Annotated in this window: 15 protein-coding genes, 1 pseudogene and 1 riboswitch; of the genes and pseudogenes, 3 read left to right on the forward strand and 13 right to left on the reverse strand. The window is 44.0% G+C overall.

The window, feature by feature from the left end; translation table 11 throughout:
- Positions 1-53 precede the first annotated feature (53 nt).
- The 12 genes from MKY99_RS21275 to mscL all read right to left on the reverse strand — a co-directional run bounded on the left by MKY99_RS21275 (position 54) and on the right by mscL (position 10,402).
- On the reverse strand, positions 54-587 hold the full coding sequence (locus tag MKY99_RS21275) for a spore maturation protein (RefSeq protein WP_143759457.1): 534 nt from the start codon (positions 585-587) through the stop codon (positions 54-56).
- A gap of 7 nt (positions 588-594) precedes the next feature.
- Positions 595-1,260, reverse strand: a complete 666-nt coding sequence (locus tag MKY99_RS21280; RefSeq protein ID WP_076284546.1) for a nucleoside recognition domain-containing protein — start codon at positions 1,258-1,260, stop codon at positions 595-597.
- A gap of 35 nt (positions 1,261-1,295) precedes the next feature.
- Positions 1,296-2,495: a D-alanyl-D-alanine carboxypeptidase family protein gene (locus MKY99_RS21285; protein WP_339266213.1), complete on the reverse strand. Its 1,200-nt coding sequence runs from the start codon at positions 2,493-2,495 to the stop codon at positions 1,296-1,298.
- A 166-nt stretch (positions 2,496-2,661) separates the two neighbouring features.
- Positions 2,662-3,180, reverse strand: coding sequence for a GerW family sporulation protein (ytfJ, locus tag MKY99_RS21290; protein WP_339266215.1), 519 nt, complete (start codon positions 3,178-3,180; stop codon positions 2,662-2,664).
- Between the two features lie 84 nt (positions 3,181-3,264).
- Entirely contained in the window at positions 3,265-3,978 is a 714-nt protein-coding gene (locus MKY99_RS21295) for a DUF2953 domain-containing protein (protein ID WP_042190271.1), read from the reverse strand.
- Between the two features lie 184 nt (positions 3,979-4,162).
- Entirely contained in the window at positions 4,163-4,765 is a 603-nt protein-coding gene (scpB, locus tag MKY99_RS21300) for an SMC-Scp complex subunit ScpB (RefSeq protein WP_042190273.1), read from the reverse strand.
- Positions 4,734-5,525 carry a segregation/condensation protein A gene (locus MKY99_RS21305; RefSeq protein ID WP_042190275.1) on the reverse strand — a complete coding sequence of 264 codons (792 nt, stop codon included), beginning with the start codon at positions 5,523-5,525 and terminating at the stop codon, positions 4,734-4,736. The genes scpB and MKY99_RS21305 overlap by 32 nt, the downstream gene beginning before the upstream one ends.
- A 135-nt stretch (positions 5,526-5,660) precedes the next feature.
- On the reverse strand, positions 5,661-6,128 hold the full coding sequence (ribE, locus tag MKY99_RS21310; protein ID WP_042194286.1) for a 6,7-dimethyl-8-ribityllumazine synthase: 468 nt from the start codon (positions 6,126-6,128) through the stop codon (positions 5,661-5,663).
- Positions 6,129-6,164: 36 nt separating this feature from the next.
- The gene (locus tag MKY99_RS21315) at positions 6,165-7,418 is read right to left on the reverse strand and encodes a bifunctional 3,4-dihydroxy-2-butanone-4-phosphate synthase/GTP cyclohydrolase II (RefSeq protein WP_076284543.1); all 1,254 of its coding nucleotides are present in this window, start codon (positions 7,416-7,418) and stop codon (positions 6,165-6,167) included.
- A 62-nt stretch (positions 7,419-7,480) separates the two neighbouring features.
- The gene (ribE, locus tag MKY99_RS21320; RefSeq protein WP_339266218.1) at positions 7,481-8,149 is read right to left on the reverse strand and encodes a riboflavin synthase; all 669 of its coding nucleotides are present in this window, start codon (positions 8,147-8,149) and stop codon (positions 7,481-7,483) included.
- A gap of 101 nt (positions 8,150-8,250) precedes the next feature.
- Positions 8,251-9,351 (reverse strand): bifunctional diaminohydroxyphosphoribosylaminopyrimidine deaminase/5-amino-6-(5-phosphoribosylamino)uracil reductase RibD, encoded by a 1,101-nt coding sequence (gene ribD, locus MKY99_RS21325; RefSeq protein WP_042190282.1) that lies wholly within the window; start codon positions 9,349-9,351, stop codon positions 8,251-8,253.
- Positions 9,352-9,567: 216 nt separating this feature from the next.
- Positions 9,568-9,743, reverse strand: a riboswitch (FMN riboswitch).
- A gap of 254 nt (positions 9,744-9,997) precedes the next feature.
- A complete protein-coding gene (gene mscL, locus MKY99_RS21330) occupies positions 9,998-10,402 on the reverse strand; it encodes a large-conductance mechanosensitive channel protein MscL (protein ID WP_339266220.1) in 405 nt (134 codons plus the stop codon).
- Positions 10,403-10,669: 267 nt separating this feature from the next.
- Between mscL and MKY99_RS21335 the strand changes: the two are divergent.
- The 3 genes and pseudogenes from MKY99_RS21335 to MKY99_RS21345 all read left to right on the forward strand — a co-directional run.
- A pseudogene (locus tag MKY99_RS21335) lies at positions 10,670-10,855 on the forward strand (DNA-binding response regulator); the annotation flags it as partial.
- Between the two features lie 38 nt (positions 10,856-10,893).
- Entirely contained in the window at positions 10,894-11,166 is a 273-nt protein-coding gene (locus MKY99_RS21340; protein WP_339266222.1) for a hypothetical protein, read from the forward strand.
- Between the two features lie 103 nt (positions 11,167-11,269).
- Positions 11,270-11,998: a HAMP domain-containing sensor histidine kinase gene (locus tag MKY99_RS21345; RefSeq protein WP_339271736.1), complete on the forward strand. Its 729-nt coding sequence runs from the start codon at positions 11,270-11,272 to the stop codon at positions 11,996-11,998.
- Between the two features lie 81 nt (positions 11,999-12,079).
- Here MKY99_RS21345 and MKY99_RS21350 read toward each other — a convergent pair whose 3' ends face one another.
- On the reverse strand, positions 12,080-15,523 hold the full coding sequence (locus MKY99_RS21350; RefSeq protein WP_339266223.1) for a collagen binding domain-containing protein: 3,444 nt from the start codon (positions 15,521-15,523) through the stop codon (positions 12,080-12,082).
- Between the last annotated feature and the right edge of the window lie 276 nt (positions 15,524-15,799).

The following is a 15,799-nucleotide window of genomic DNA, read 5'->3' on the forward strand; positions in this document are numbered from 1 at the left end:
CCTCCACATTGCTGCAATAGCATATGTCGAGGAAGGAAAGGGGGTGACGCCTCCTACCCAAAAAGCAGGAGGCAGACCGCGATCGCGGCGACGAAGCCAACAACATCGGAGAATAGACCTACCTTAAGTGCATAACGTCCGTTACGCACACCAACGGCTCCAAAATAAACCGTTAATACATAGAGCGTTGTGTCCGTGCTGCCTTGTATGGTGGAGGCAATCATGCCGATTAGAGAATCCGGACCATGAACGCGAATCAGATCCGTGGTATAAGCAAGCGAGCCTGTCCCAGTGAGGGGCCGCAGAAGGCCGAGCGGCAGTACTTCTGGAGGTACGCCAAGTCCCCGCAGAGCAGGAGATATGAATCCCATTAGGAAGTCGAGTGCGCCCGATGCGCGAAAGACGCTGATCGCCACAAGCATTCCCACAAGATGAGGAATAATCGCGATTGCCGTTCCAAATCCATCCTTCGCCCCTTCAACAAATGACTCATACACCGGCACTTTACGCGTAAAAGCATAGAGCGGGATGAACGTAATCATGACCGGAATCGCCCATGCCGATAGGAGACTGATTAACTGGTACAAGTCATGCTCACCCTTTCAATGAAGAATTAGGCAGCGACGTCTTGGCCAATGGAGCAGAACCAGACTTTGCTGACGGCGGCTTTGGAGGTTTGCGCAGCAATGTCATCCTTCGGAAAAACCGGTCAGCAACTATAGCCGCAAGAGTCGCCACAGCCGTTGCGGCGAGGGTTGTGCCTACTATTCCCGCAGGATCTGCCGAATTGTAATTCAATCGGATCGCAATTAGTGTCGCGGGAATTAGCGTAATGCTTGCTGTGTTAAGCGCCAGTAAGGTACACATAGCTGGTGTGGCCGTTTCTTTATCCGGGTTGAGCTTCTGCAGCTCCTGCATCGCCTTGATCCCCATAGGTGTAGCCGCATTGCCAAGTCCAAGCAAATTAGCGCTCATGTTGGAGAGAATATATCCGATTGCAGGATGGCCCTTCGGCACATCTGGAAAGAGGAAGGCTACGATTGGCCCAAGAATCTTGGCTATTTTTTTAAGCAAACCAGCATCCTCTGCGATCCGCATGATTCCTAGCCAGAATACAAGCACACTTATTAAGCCGAAACTTACTGTAACCCCACTCTTGGCTCCGTCGAATACGGCGGCTGTAAATTCATCCATTCTGCCGTTAACGGCGGCGAACAGAAAACCGATGATGATCATTCCTAGCCAGATCCCGTTAATCATGGATACGCCTCCCTCTTCATTATTCAGCTATCTGCTTACTTGGAACTTTCACCCAATTTAAATAACGCCTTCAGTGCACTCCCTATAGCCTGAAACCAATTATCAGCAGGATAAGTGTGTGCTTGCGTTGTACTGTATTTTTTAGTATAAGCGGATTCCTCAGGTGGTAAGGACTCTCGTGTATATACTGGAACCCGGCCTATCTCCTTGCCACCTAGGTCAAGAACGAGAACCCCTTGTAATCCAAAGTTTGATCTTGCAGCTTTGGCTGACGTTGCAGGGATCTGATTCAAGACAAGTTTAGTAGTCACTCTATCCTGCTCGCCTTGTCCGAGCGGATAGGCAAATTTTTTGGCTGTCACGAAAGCATAACCACTAACGGGATCCCCGCGTTCGATCATTGTTTTTAGTGGATAATGATTAAACCCGAAGTTTAGCAGTGAGGCATGATCATTCCAGTCATCCCCATCATTTATGGTCACTGCGACAAGCTGCTGGCCGTTTCTGGTCGCTGAGCTGACAAGGCAGCGTAGCGCTTTTTTGGTATATCCAGTCTTCACACCATCTGCGCCCTCATATAAGTACAGCATTTTATTTTTGTTTCTCCACTTGTAATCCCATTTCTCATTTGGATTGTCCGCAGTTTTCTCCTGTGTCTTCACAATTTGTTTAAATACAGGATTATGAAGAGCATACGCCGTCAGCACAGCTAAGTCGTTAGCACTCGAATAATGGCCTTCAGCATCTAGACCATGCGGATTAGCAAAATGAGTATTTTTTAATCCGAGCTCTTCAGCCTTATTGTTCATCAGGTATACAAACCCTTCTTCAGAACCGCCGATATGTTCAGCGATCGCTGTTGCCGCATCATTCCCAGAGCGCAGCATTAGACCATACAGCATATTTTCCAGCGTCATCTCTTCACCTTGCTGTAAATAAATTGAGGAGCCTTCTTTGGCGAAAGCATTTTTACCAACTTTGACTTTGGATGCTAAATCACCATTCTCAATTGCGACGAGGGCGGTCATTATTTTAGTCAGGCTGGCAATAAGCATCGGCTCATCTCCTCGACTGCTATACAAAATACGCCCGGATTCCACATCAATCAGCGCCGCTGCCCTTGCATGCGTAGATATGGAGCTGTTCTCCGCATGAATCAAAGTTAGCGGTGTCAGAAACAGCAGCAAAATGCTCAGTAATAAGGCGATTGGAAATTTACGGGTTATTGTCTTCATATTTATCCTCCGGATTCTTATCGGTTCTTAAGTAAAGTCATTCATTTCATGCTTATGTTGTACAAGTGTATGCGGACCAGCCTTAGGGTATGTCCTCTCCACACAAAAAGGGACACCGCCTGATGTAAGGCGATATCCCCGAGGCTATTTGAACAATTATGTGTACCTAATGTGTTGAAGATTGGGATGTACTTGGATCGGGTTTAGCAGGTGCTTGTGGTGCTTGTGCTTGTGGTGCTTGTGCTTGTGGTGCTTGTGTAGCAGTTGACCCAGCTTGACCTGAAGTACTGCTGCTTTGGAACATGGTCTGGATTTTGTCGATGAGCCCAGGCGTAGCATCGATAATTTTTTCGAACAAATGCGTTTGATTGTCGAGTGGCACAATGTTTACCCCATCTTTACCAACCACTAGAAAAGCGATCGGTCTGATGGAGACACCGCCCCCACTACCGCCACCAAAAGGAAGCATTTTGACACCGCCTTGGGAGCTTGATCCACTTATAGAATCCTCTACTCGATAATCACTACCCCCTGCAGCAAACCCAAAGGCCACCTTACTAATCGGCAGAATAATACTGCCGTCAGGTGTTTGTACTGGATCTCCAACAATCGTATTAACATCTACCATACCCTTGATATTTTCCATCGCTGTTTGCATTAGACCCTGAATAGGATGGTCGCTCATATTGTTTCCTCCTTTAATTGAGTACGATTTCTCTTGCTTCTACAGCGCTTATCATCCCCACATCCACGCATTTGTATGTAACTTTCATTCTAAACTTTGCCCATGAGACTCCCTACGCATCCGTTTTAGTATTTTTCTCCACTTACTGATTCCCCCCGCCTCCCTCAAGACACGAAGAAGAAGCTGCAATGATGCGTATACAGCATAGGAAACGGACAATTTACCCTCACATACGAACTCCATTGAAAAAGAATGCTCATCTTGAAAAACAGGTTTCACAAATACTCGTGGATTGTGTTTCAATTTGACCCTCTGCGAAATAAATCCAACGATGCTCCATTTCAATCCCCAGACGGCTCCTGATACTATAGCAGTGTCTGCCGCATCACCTAGTGAGAAGTCTGTGGACCAGTCGAGCTTTGATATTTTGACATGTGATACAGTTTCCTTGAACCACTTCTTCAATCCACGTGTGGATTTCACTGCTAGCTGTACATTGTCCCGCCAGCGCTCAATTCTTTCTTTATCGAATTGTTCTTCCTTTACAGTGTCAACACCTGTAGTCGCGGTACCCGTCTCTTTAAACTTCCCAAGCACGCCTTGCTCCAATCCCTTAAAGACCAATCGAGGCAGTTCATAGTGGAGTTTGATCAGACCAAAAAGTGTCTTAACATCTAACTCGATCAGATCATTTTTGTCATGTTTATAGCACCGGATGCGGAAATCGATAGATGAAGACAGAACCAGGATCATTGCCAGTACCAGCAATCCGAGGGGTATTCCAAGCCATAACGTCACGTATTTACCTCCAAGAAACCTTAATAATGGGAACCTTTGGTTTAGTATGGCAATTTAATCTGGAAAAAATTCGGGGTTTGGTTAAAAAAAGTGGCTTTACAAAAAAATAGAGACTGCCCATAAACCATATGAATGGTTTATGGGCAGTCCCAGCAATACAAATCATTGCGAAATAACAAAAAAACTATGGTTGCTCAATATCCTCGAACGTCATTTGAGTATCCAGCTTATTGAACAGTAGCTGCGTCTCCTCTTCCAAATTATCAGTGGATTCGAAGTTTGATGGTTCAGGCAGCTCATTCAGACTTGCGAGGCCAAAGCTCTCCAAGAATGATTTAGTAGTCCCATACAAAATTGGGCGTCCTACAGCCTCGGCACGGCCAACCTCATGGATCAAATCCTTATTATTCAGCGTATGAATTGCACGTTCGGATTTCACGCCTCGAATCTCTTCGATCTCCACCCGTGTAATGGGCTGACGATAGGCCACGATCGCCAATGTCTCTAATGCAGCCTGTGACAAGGTTGATCTTGAAGGGGAATAAGCTAATCGCTCGAAATAATGGGCATGCTCAGGCAAGGTAGCCAGCCGATAATTCCCGGCGATTTGGACTACCTGTAACCCCCGCTCCTGCGTTACATAATCCTCTTTCAGTTCTTCTAATGCTCCAGCTGCAAGCTCTGGCCGCTGCTCTGTAATCTCGGCTACTTGCCGTACGGAGATCCCTTCATCACCTGATAGAAACAACAGGCCCTCAATAATCGATTTCAGCGTTTTGTAATCCATTGAAGTGTTCTCCTCCTCTCCACTCCATTACGATGTCCTCAAACAATTTCTCTTGATAGCAAAAAATCGCCTTCATTTTCATCAGTTCCAGAATCGCAAGAAAAGTAACTACGATTTCGTGCCGCGCCATTTCATCGTGAAGCAGTGCTGAGAAATGGAGCCTACCGCCCTTCCCTCTGCGCTGCAGCGCATCCGATACATCACGTATACGATCTTTTACCGATATTTCGTCCCGGGTGATCCGCTGGTAAGATGACCTTCTTGCCGCCTTACTAAGTGCTTTACGGAAAGCAGCTATAAGGTCGGAAGTATGTAGTCCTTTTAGCGTATGGTCAATCTCTTCAGGCACGTATGGACCCAGATCCTCCGGCTCCTTCGTAAAAATCAAGCTCCGCTCGCTCTCCATATCCATTAAATGAACAGCAATACTCTTGAATTTACGATACTCAATCAGTCGCTGAACAAGTTCAGCTCGTGGATCAAATTCATCTTCTTCGTAATATTCAAAATCATCGATCTCAATGACCGGTGGTTTGGGCAGCAATAGCTTGCTCTTTATAGATAATAGGGTTGCGGCCATCACGAGAAATTCACTCGTAATATCCAGTTCAAGCTCCTGCATACTTCGCAGGTATTCCATATACTGTTCGGTGATCTCGGCGACCGGAATGTCCTGGATGTCGATTTCCGCCTTATCAATTAAATGCAAAAGCAGATCCAGCGGACCTTCAAACGTTTCCAGCTTGTACAATACAGTCACGAAGCATCCTCCCGCCAAAAAAAGTAAAGTGCAGCGCCCTAAAGGACGCTACACAAGTAGAAAGGGCTCTATAATCCATGCTTTCTTCTTATACTATAAATAAGCACGAATTCGACTGATTCGTCAATAGCTGTCTTACTTAAACAGTTTGTTAAGATTCGCCATTTCAATCGCAGCAGTCGCAGCATCCCAGCCTTTATTCCCTGCTTTGGTTCCTGAACGCTCAATGGCCTGTTCAATATTCTCAGTAGTTACTACGCCAAAAATCGTCGGCACGCCAGTTTTAAGATTGATCGCAGCTACCCCTTTTGCAACTTCATTACATACATAATCATAGTGCGTTGTAGAGCCACGGATAACAGTTCCTAAAGTGATTACAGCGTCGTATTTACCGCTTTCCGCCATTTTTTGAGCGATTAACGGAATTTCAAACACGCCTGGAACCCAAGCAACATCTACTTCATCATCGTTAGCACCATGGCGTTTAAATGCATCAAGTGCACCTGACAAAAGCTTGCTAGTAATAAATTCATTAAAACGTCCTACTACGACTCCGTATTTTAACCCCTCGGAAACTAAATGTCCTTCTAAATATTTCGGCATATCATTCATCTACCCTTCGTTTTTTATTGTGTGTGATTATACTTTCGAATCCTCATTTTGTTCAATGTCGTCAAAAGACAGCAAATGCCCAAGTTTCGCCTGCTTCGTATGGAGATAATTAGTATTATCTTTATTCTCCGGCATTTGGATTGGCACTCGCTCAACAACTTCCAATCCATAACCTTCCAACCCTTTGATCTTTCGAGGATTGTTCGTTAAGAGACGAATTTGACTTATACCTAGATCCTTCAGAATTTGTGCTCCAATCCCGTAATCACGCAAATCTGCTGGAAAACCAAGCTTTAGATTGGCATCTACAGTATCGAGTCCTTCTTCTTGAAGCTTGTAGGCTTTAAGCTTATTAATAAGACCAATGCCTCTGCCTTCTTGACGCATATAGAGCAACACACCTCTACCAGCAGCTTCGATCTGCCGAAGCGCTGCTTCAAACTGGGGACCACAATCGCAGCGATGGGAGTGGAATACGTCACCCGTCAAGCATTCGGAATGTACTCGTACTAACACTGGCTCATCACCGGAAATATCGCCCTTCACCAATGCTACATGTTCTTTATCATCCACTTCATTTGTATAGGCGATGGTCTGAAACTCACCGAAATCGGTAGGCAGACGTACAGACACCTCGCGATTGACGAGCTGTTCCTTCTCGTTCCGATAGTGAATGAGGTCTTTGATGCTGATCAACTTAAGATCATGCTTCTTAGCAATCTCAACCAGATCAGGCAACCGGGCCATCGAGCCATCTTCTTTGATGATTTCACAAATCACACTGGCTGGATATGCACCACACATACGGGCTAAATCAACAGCAGCCTCTGTATGTCCGGAACGGCGCAGTACGCCACCTTTTTTCGCAATCAGCGGGAACATATGGCCAGGTCTACGGAAATCAGACGGCTTCGCTTTAGGGTCAATCATGGCCTTTACAGTCAAGGATCTTTCCCCTGCTGATATACCAGTAGTTGTATCTATATGGTCAACCGATACAGTAAAGGCTGTGCCGTGATTATCTGTATTGTGACTGACCATAGCCTGTAGTTCAAGCTCTTCCGCACGCTCAGCGGTAATTGGCATGCAGACCAAACCACGTCCCTCAGTGATCATAAAATTGATGACTTCTGGTGTCGCCCGTTCAGCAAGAGCTATAAAATCCCCTTCATTCTCACGATCTTCATCATCCACCACGATGATGACTTTGCCGCGCATTAAATCATATATCGCTTCTTCAATCGGATCCAAGACACTATCCTTCTTCGATTGTTCGCTCATGATCCTATCCTCCTAATAGCTTTACGAAGGATTATTCCCTTCTTCGTAAGCTTACTCATTATTTAAACAAATCCGTTTGCCGCCAAGAAATCACGACTAATCCCGGAACTGCTATCACTTTCTTCATCCTGTGCAGCTGAGCCATAATGAAGAAGATGATCTACATATTTGCCCAGGACATCACACTCAATATTCACACTATCTCCTGCCCGCTTATAAGTTAGCACAGTTTCCCCTAACGTATGCGGAATAATGGATACAGTAAGCGATGAAGCCGTCGTCTTTACTACTGTTAAGCTAATGCCATCAATCGTGATCGACCCTTTAGGGATGATATATTTAAACAGCGATTTGCGATCCGGCGCAATCTCATAGACTACTGCATTTTGATCACGCTTTACACTTTTGATGACAGCAGTGCCATCTACATGTCCCTGAACAATATGACCTCCAAATCGACCACCGGCTGCCATTGCTCGCTCCAGATTCATCCGACTGCCAGGACGTAGCTCCTTCAGATTACTGTTTCGATAGGTCTGAGGCATGACATCCACTGTAAAATAGTTCTCGCCTAAAGTTGTCGCTGTAAGACAGACGCCATTAACCGATACGCTATCACCAATCTTCAAATCATCCATGATGACGGAAGCGGCAATGTCCAGCACCATCATTTCTCCACCGGTAGAGACACTTCTCAGAGTGCCAACTTCTTCGACTAATCCAGTGAACATGCTTTCCCTCCTAGGAGTTTTGTGTGAGTAACACTTCTCCGCTATCTCTCCGAACAAAACTTGCTCCGGAAGCACACGATTAAGTTTTGTAACCATTCACTTTAGCGTACCGGAGTACCGCTGATACATACATTATCTCCGAGCACTTTTACTTCCAATCCCTCCAGAGAAATCGCATCCTTCATTAGCTCTATACCAGGAAATACGAACGTCCCTTTCGCTTCAGCACCACCGCCAACAATCTTTGGAGCGAAAAAGAGAATCACTCGATCAACGAGCCCACTCTCCAGCATCGCACCATTTAGCGTGCCTCCACCTTCAAGTAAAATCGATCCGATTTCCATTTCACCGAGTGTTACCATAGCAGCCTTCAAATCCACCCGTGGTCCTGCTCCGCTAACAATGATTTGCACCCCCGCTTGAAGAAGTGCTGCTTTCTTTTCATCATCTGCGGCTTCAGTTGTCACGATGATAGTAGGCGCTAGACCGTCACTTACAACTGCTGAATCCAAAGGAATACGTAGTCCAGAATCAATCACAATCCGTATCGGATGAATACCCGGCACTTCCGTTCTTGTCGTCAGTGAAGGATTATCTGCAATCACTGTGTTCACACCGACCATTATTCCCTGATGCCGATGCCGCAGCGTATGTACGATCTCCCGCGCTTCACCATTTGAAATCCATTTACTGTCTCCAGATTTGGTAGCTAGGTTACCATCCAGCGTGCTGGCACTCTTGAGCGTAACAAAAGGCTGTTTTGTTAAAATATACTTGATAAAACGCTCATTCAACCGCAGCGCACGTTCACGCAGCAACCCTACTTCTACTTCAATGCCATGCTCACGCAGCATTTGAACGCCGCGACCCGCAACCTGAGGGTTAGGATCTTCACAAGCGACTACCACTCTGGCTACTCCCTCGTCGATCAGCCTTTGGCTGCAGGGCGGAGTCTTGCCATAGTGACTGCATGGTTCCAGTGTTACGTAGGCAGTGCTGCCCTGTGCTTGGCCAGCCGCCATATTCAAGGCATGAACCTCAGCATGACCTGTTCCGCGCTGCAAATGAGTTCCAAGTCCAATCATCGCTCCATTCTTTACAACAACACAGCCAACTACAGGGTTAATTCCCGTCTGTCCTTGGGCACGTTCTGCCATATCCAGCGCTAACGACATATAAAACTCGTCATTCATATTATCCATCTCGTTCCTCCTATCCACTTACTGTCTATCTGATGCGTAAAAACAGAAAAACCCATCTCATTCTCCAGGAGGAGTAAAGATGGGTTATGCGAGAGTTTATCGGCAGTCCAAATAAAAGTGTGCGTAAATAACCGTCAAACGACGGCAATTGTGAAATATCGCACATAATAAATGAAAACACTGCAGTCCACCTGTCTATTACAGACAAGCGGTTAACCTCTCCTTCTTCCATCCAGACTATACTGTCGGTCCCGGAATTTCACCGGGTCCACCGTTCGCGTCAACAACGCGAGCCGGGTAGCGGACTAAGTGTGGTAGATAAACTTAATAAATAAGCACTCTACAACAGCATCACCGCCGGTAGGGAATTACACCCTGCCCTGAAGGATTGATCCTTTATTTAATTGAGGTTCAAGTTTTCCTTACTAACAAAATTATCACTTACACCTTCGAAATGCAAGTGCGTTTTATATATTTACTTAAAATTTGTAACTTAATTCTGAGAGGTATGGTGATTACTAGAAGAAACGACATGGTTATATATAGCCTGCAAATGTACAGTTAAAACCCATTCCATACATTTACATAACAAAAGAAAAAGCGCCTGGACTGTATCTTCAGGCGCTTTTTCTTTTTCTTTTTCCAATTACAATCCGCGTTCTTGTTGTTTCAACAAATCACGAATTTCCGTTAGCAACACGATATCTTCTGGGGGTGCTGGCGTCTCCACCACTTCAACTTTAACGGCTTCTTTGCGCTGGAATTTATTAGCCAGTTTAATCACCATAAAGATTGAGAAGGAAATAATAAAGAAATCAACTACCGCCTGCAAAAATTGCCCATAAGGGATAAGCAGTTCATTATGCATAACCATAACACTTAGAGCCCGATCCTTCAGATCTATACCACCTGTTATCAAGCCAACAATTGGCATAATGATGTCAGATACTAATGAAGTCACAATCTTACCAAAAGCTGCTCCGATAACGACAGCAATGGCTAAATCTAGTACATTTCCTTTCAGGGCAAAAGCTTTAAACTCTTTCCACATCTTCCAATTCTCCTCCAACCTATTGAATTTGAAATTATTATAGCATAGCCGCTTCCCAAATCTTAAGGCTTGTTAAGAAACTATTAAGTTTACTTTTTACTTTTACATGCCGCCATTGGGAAGATCGCCTGTCTCATCTTTGGTATGTGGAAGGCTTTATGATAGCTTTAAGTTTTTCAAAGAGCTAAACAAACTGTTTCCCATCGATCTTCGCCGGCCTTCAAATAAGGATTTCAATCGAGAATATTGTATACTTCTTGTAGTACGGACGGTATAGAGGCCTGTATAAAAATTCGAGAAACACAAAAATTCCCGATTATTATGTTATCTGCCAAGGGTCAGGAACTAGATAAAATCACTGGACTCAGTAATACACTCATGCTACACATTCGAAAAATCAGAGAAAAAATTGAAGCTAAGCCGAGAAAACTACTGTATTTAAAGACGGTATAGGGCGTTGGCTACAAACTGGAAAAAGGAGGTTCTTCTAGTTGAACTTTAAAAGATTCGATACCTTATCTTGGAAAATAGTTGGCTTTAGCCTAACGAGTCTAACTCTTACAGCAGCAATTTTATTGGTCGGCTATTATGGGACATCCCTTTTGCTATGGCTCAATCCTTCTCATTCCTTCTGGGGCGTTAAACTCATCCGCTGGGTGACCAATAACATCGGTTCTACTCCTATAGTGATTCTTATTGGGGTTCCTTTATTTATTTTTTTTCATCCTGAAGCTATCCAGAAATACAACAAGCCATCTTCATAACATTTCAAGCGGGGTTCAAGCGATTGCTGACGGCAACTTATCTTTCAAGGTACCAGTAACAGGAACGGATGAACTCGGTAAACTCGCCGAAAATATGAACCTCATGGCGGGCAAGCTAAAATCCGCTATAGATGAAGAACGAGCAGCAGCGAAAGCCAAAAACGACCTAATCACTGGTGTATCCCATGATCTTCGAACCCCTCTAACTTCTGTACTGGGATTCCTGGAATATGTGGAGAAGGATCGTTATAAGAACGAGGTTGAGCTGCGTTATTATGTGAATATCGCCTATGAGAAGTCCCTGACTCTTAAAAAGCTGCTCGACGATTTATTTGAATATACACGTGTTAGCAGCAACGGGCTTCCCCTTAATATGGAGCCTTTAGATCTCGGCAAGCTGCTCAAAAAGCTTGTCGAGGAATTCGCTCCCGTATTGGAGCAAGCGGATATGACCTGCCGTATTCATACGGATATGGGCCCTTTGATTATCCATGGTGATGCGGACGAGTTAGTACGATTATATGAGAATCTATTTACCAATGCGGTTAGATACGGTAAAGAAGGTAAGATTCTAGATATTTCCGTTTATAGAAAAGATGACAGTGTGATTGCTACATGCACGAATTACGGTAACCCGATCCCTGCCACGGACCTCCCCCACTTATTCAAGCGATTTTATCGTGTAGATAAGTCACGTTCCAGGGAGACTGGCGGAAGCGGCTTAGGACTCGCGATTGCCAAGAGCATCACAGAGCTCCACGGTGGAACAATTTCAGCCAAAAGCTCACGTAAACAAACCGAATTCGAGACTTCCTTCCCTGCGAGTGAATAGGTTCTAAACACAAACAAAAGCACCCGACTATAATCACGCCGGGTGCTTCATTCAGTTCAATTTCAATTCATACTTATTCACTTACTTTAAGTTTCCTCCACGTCTAAACACACGGTTTAGAATATAGCCTATGGCTATTAATCCAATACCTGTCATGTAGAGCGGCGCAGGGCTACTTTCTCCCGTCTTTGGAAGCTGAGGGGCACTTGAAGTGCTGTTGTTGACTGTACCTTTCGGAACTTCCTCATCAACAATGTCGACTTCACCCAAAGGAACATTTTCATCTGTAATAACTAAATCAGGAGTTCCTACTTCTTCTGATGTCGCGGATTCCAGATCGCTCGTATTCCCAGGGCCAGCAGGTACTGCCGGATCATTGATGATTACTCCTGGCACCTGCGAACTCGTAGGTGTAGGTGTCAACGGACCTCCTGGGGCTCCTGAGGTTGGTGTAGACGCAGGTTCTGATGTCGGCTCTGTTGACGGAGTAGCCGTCGGTTCCGATGAAGCTGATGGTGTTGCGGTTGGGACTATAGTTGGTTCTGGCGTTGCAGTAGGCGTAGGCTCAACTGCTTTATGATTCGTAATTACGAATTGATTCGTTGATGAGGAATGAATGGACACTGGATGCTCTGTAGGATCAAGTACATAGCCACTAGGAGCTGTCGTCTCAATCAATACGTAGTTACCCAACCATAATTTATTGAATGTTGCTGTACCAGCGGAATCTGTGGTTAAGCTATTAATAAATACCCTGTCTGAGCCGTTAAGGCGATAGAGTGCAAAAGTTGCATCTGCCAGCGTCTTCAAGTTGTCCTCTGCATCCAGCTTCTTGATCATCAAGGAACCTCTAACCCCGCTGCCTGATCCTGATCCACTCGACACACCGACGATAATTTCTTTAGAAGAATCTTTGCTTATTTCGATAACATTAAAACCACTGAAACGAACAGTATTAATTACTTTGTCTCCTGTATTCGCCATAATCAGGGATTGATAGTCGAGAATATAAGGTTTACTAATCTCCTTGCCGAAGCTTAAAGCAAACGACTGCTTGCCGTCTACATCCGTTTTTATTTCTAAGCTGTAATCGATACCCTGAATCAATTCAGGTCCGCTTTTTGTTACATCCCCGTTTTCAGCTACGCTTGTAGGATACAGATGGAATGAATCCTGCAGCAGAATCTGATTAGCGCTAGGAGTATCGTTGATTAACGCATTCTTCACAGTAGACTGACTACGATTAATTTGAATGCTCCAATCGATTTTTTCGCCATTCTGAACACCATTTTTCAAGAGATATTCATCTCCATAAGGAATCTTTACGGTAGCGTTCAAATCCTTGGATACCTTTTTTGTTCCATCATAGAGGCTGGCTTTATTATCAATAGAAGTGCCAATGACTTTACCTTCAAGACTTGTATGAAATTCTATATAATAAGCGGATTGAATAGCATCTGTAAAAGAGAGCTTCAGCTCATTATTACCATTAACACTGTAAGTGTATTTGCTACTGTTTACCTCGACACCTTTCGTTGGGTCTCCATTCTTAGCAACATTCATGGTGTATACTTTCAGCGATCCAGGAACCAGGGTTTGACCCGATTTCAAAATATCCACGACTTCTGGCTCTGCAACCGTTTTGCTATTATAATTGACCCCTAATGTCCAAGCTAATTCTTTAGTTGAAGCATTATAAGAACCAAACTTCATACCATTGCTTTTCGCTTCGGTTCTTGGAATAAATAGCCCTTCTGCTTCTGTTGTGCGAGGAATTTCGGACGTGTCTAACCAGTCCATCCTAACCTTGTTATTGAAATTTTCAGTATTAGACCAAATCCAATCCTTATTAAATTCCGTTGTATAGCTAATTGTATAAAGACCAGTAATCTGCGAATTAAAGACAACCTTGAATCCTTTATTAGCCTGAACAGGAGCATTGTAAACCAAACTATATTTGGAAGGATTCAATACATTCCCATTAGAATTTCTAATTACGAGTGATTCCGGAATAAACTTCAGTCCGCCAAACGGGAATGACTCCGTAACTTCAACCTGACCCATTGGATAGTTATCACTGTTTAATGTGACTTTCCATCCAACCGTTTTATTCTGATAATCTACGCCTGATAAGTTCTTATACAAAATGGCTGGCCGTATTAAGCGTGTAGCTTCTCCAGTATAGGTACTGTCCGTAACTGTATTAGTGATTATAATATCTTCAAACACACGTTTTACAGCTTTGGTCTTATACTCGATTCGATAAGCAGATGTTACATCTTGTTTAAATTGCAAGGTGAACCCTGACTTCTTCACGTCTGAAGCTGCAACTACAGTGTAATCAATATCCTTGGTCAAAAGATTACTCAATGTTGCTGTACCCGCTGAATCCAGTTGCACCGTGTATACTTTTATCGAATTGGCTACTAACGCTTGAGAATCATCAAACAAATCCTTTAGTACAGCATTTCCTTGCGGAATCGTTTTTTTATTATAGTTATATTCGATTGCCCAGGAAATGATTTGATTGCTCCAGTCATATCCGCTAGAGTACTTGTTCAAACTTCCTCCTCGTTCTACTTGAACAGTAGCAGAGGAACTTGCAGGAACTTGCCCATCTCCTGTAAAAGTCGCTGTATTCGTGAAGCTTAGCCGATGCTCATCAGTAATAGCTGTGGAGTATTCAATACGGTAAGCACTCGAAATCGCAGGATCAGTGAAACGAACATTTAACGATCCTCCAATGAACTCTGTAGAATATTTACTGGTATCGAGTAGTGCACCTTGTGTTACCGAACCGTCCAACTGGATACTCAGTTGATACACACTCACAGTAACCGGAGTGCTAAGTGACAAACCTGTTGGTATAGGGTCCGTTACGACTGCATTTCCAACAGTTTTTAATGATTTATTTATGTCAACAGACCATAGAATATGGTCTGCATTAAAACCCTGAGGAATCCCCCTCTTCTCAATGGTCGATCCTACATTCGGTTTAAAATTCACAGTAACCGTCTGAACACCACCGCTCACCGGAAATAAAATCTGCTGAACAGTACTTCCTGAGATTGTTTGTTTATCAAACTTAGTGTTGATCCGAAGCGTTCCTTGCACATCATCATGCGTTTCTATGTAGTCGTTAAAGGTCATTGTTACTTGGTGTGATAACTGCTCAACTGTAAAAGTTCCTACATCTCCATCCTCTGAGACCAACAAGCCGCTAATATCATTAAAAAGCTGAAACTGCTCTGGAAGCTGAAAGGTAAAGGTGTCACCTTGCTTGTACGGATGAGCTTTAGGAAGAGACCACGTATAATCTAATGTTACATTAGCTTCTTGCTCATAGACGCTATCCGTAACCGTCTGCCCGTCTTCACCATATACAGCCATAGAGACACTGGTGATGATATTCCGCTCTTGATCGATTGCCGCTGCTTGTACTTGTGGAGTGAACCCGATGCCATAGGCATATTGCGCTACAAGCATCAGAATAACGAGCATCACACTTATTCTTTTTTTTAACATTATCCTAAAGCCTCCAATTCCTTTTCCAATTTGATTTTTCTATGTTTGTATCTCCTCTTGAAGCGTAATCTCTGCCATTCCTCATGCTCGAATGCTTCTTATGTAATTCCGCGCCCATTGCCCCATCTTATGTTAAAATAATGAAAAGCCATCCTTTTGTGGGTTAGCTGACAGAATGCATACATATATAACCATTTTATGGATGTTCAGAAACAGAAAATATCAAAAATTTACAAAGTTGTTTTTTGAAGTGCTTTTTAGGTACGAAGGAGGTTG

It is taken from the genome of Paenibacillus sp. FSL R5-0470 (assembly GCF_037975205.1).
GTDB lineage: Bacteria > Bacillota > Bacilli > Paenibacillales > Paenibacillaceae > Paenibacillus_AQ.

Excerpts from the sequence above, each read along its gene's own strand:
- scpB (WP_042190273.1), bottom strand. The coding sequence starts at position 4,765 with ATGGATTACAAAACGCTGAAATCGATTATTGAGGGCCTGTTGTTTCTA.
- MKY99_RS21280 (WP_076284546.1), bottom strand. The coding sequence starts at position 1,260 with ATGATTAACGGGATCTGGCTAGGAATGATCATCATCGGTTTTCTGTTC.
- MKY99_RS21285 (WP_339266213.1), bottom strand. The coding sequence starts at position 2,495 with ATGAAGACAATAACCCGTAAATTTCCAATCGCCTTATTACTGAGCATT.
- MKY99_RS21350 (WP_339266223.1), bottom strand. The coding sequence starts at position 15,523 with ATGTTAAAAAAAAGAATAAGTGTGATGCTCGTTATTCTGATGCTTGTA.
- ribD (WP_042190282.1), bottom strand. The coding sequence starts at position 9,351 with ATGGATAATATGAATGACGAGTTTTATATGTCGTTAGCGCTGGATATG.
- mscL (WP_339266220.1), bottom strand. The coding sequence starts at position 10,402 with ATGTGGAAAGAGTTTAAAGCTTTTGCCCTGAAAGGAAATGTACTAGAT.
- MKY99_RS21345 (WP_339271736.1), top strand. The coding sequence starts at position 11,270 with ATGGCGGGCAAGCTAAAATCCGCTATAGATGAAGAACGAGCAGCAGCG.
- MKY99_RS21315 (WP_076284543.1), bottom strand. The coding sequence starts at position 7,418 with ATGAGCGAACAATCGAAGAAGGATAGTGTCTTGGATCCGATTGAAGAA.
- ribE (WP_042194286.1), bottom strand. The coding sequence starts at position 6,128 with ATGCCGAAATATTTAGAAGGACATTTAGTTTCCGAGGGGTTAAAATAC.
- ytfJ (WP_339266215.1), bottom strand. The coding sequence starts at position 3,180 with ATGAGCGACCATCCTATTCAGGGTCTAATGCAAACAGCGATGGAAAAT.
- ribE (WP_339266218.1), bottom strand. The coding sequence starts at position 8,149 with ATGTTCACTGGATTAGTCGAAGAAGTTGGCACTCTGAGAAGTGTCTCT.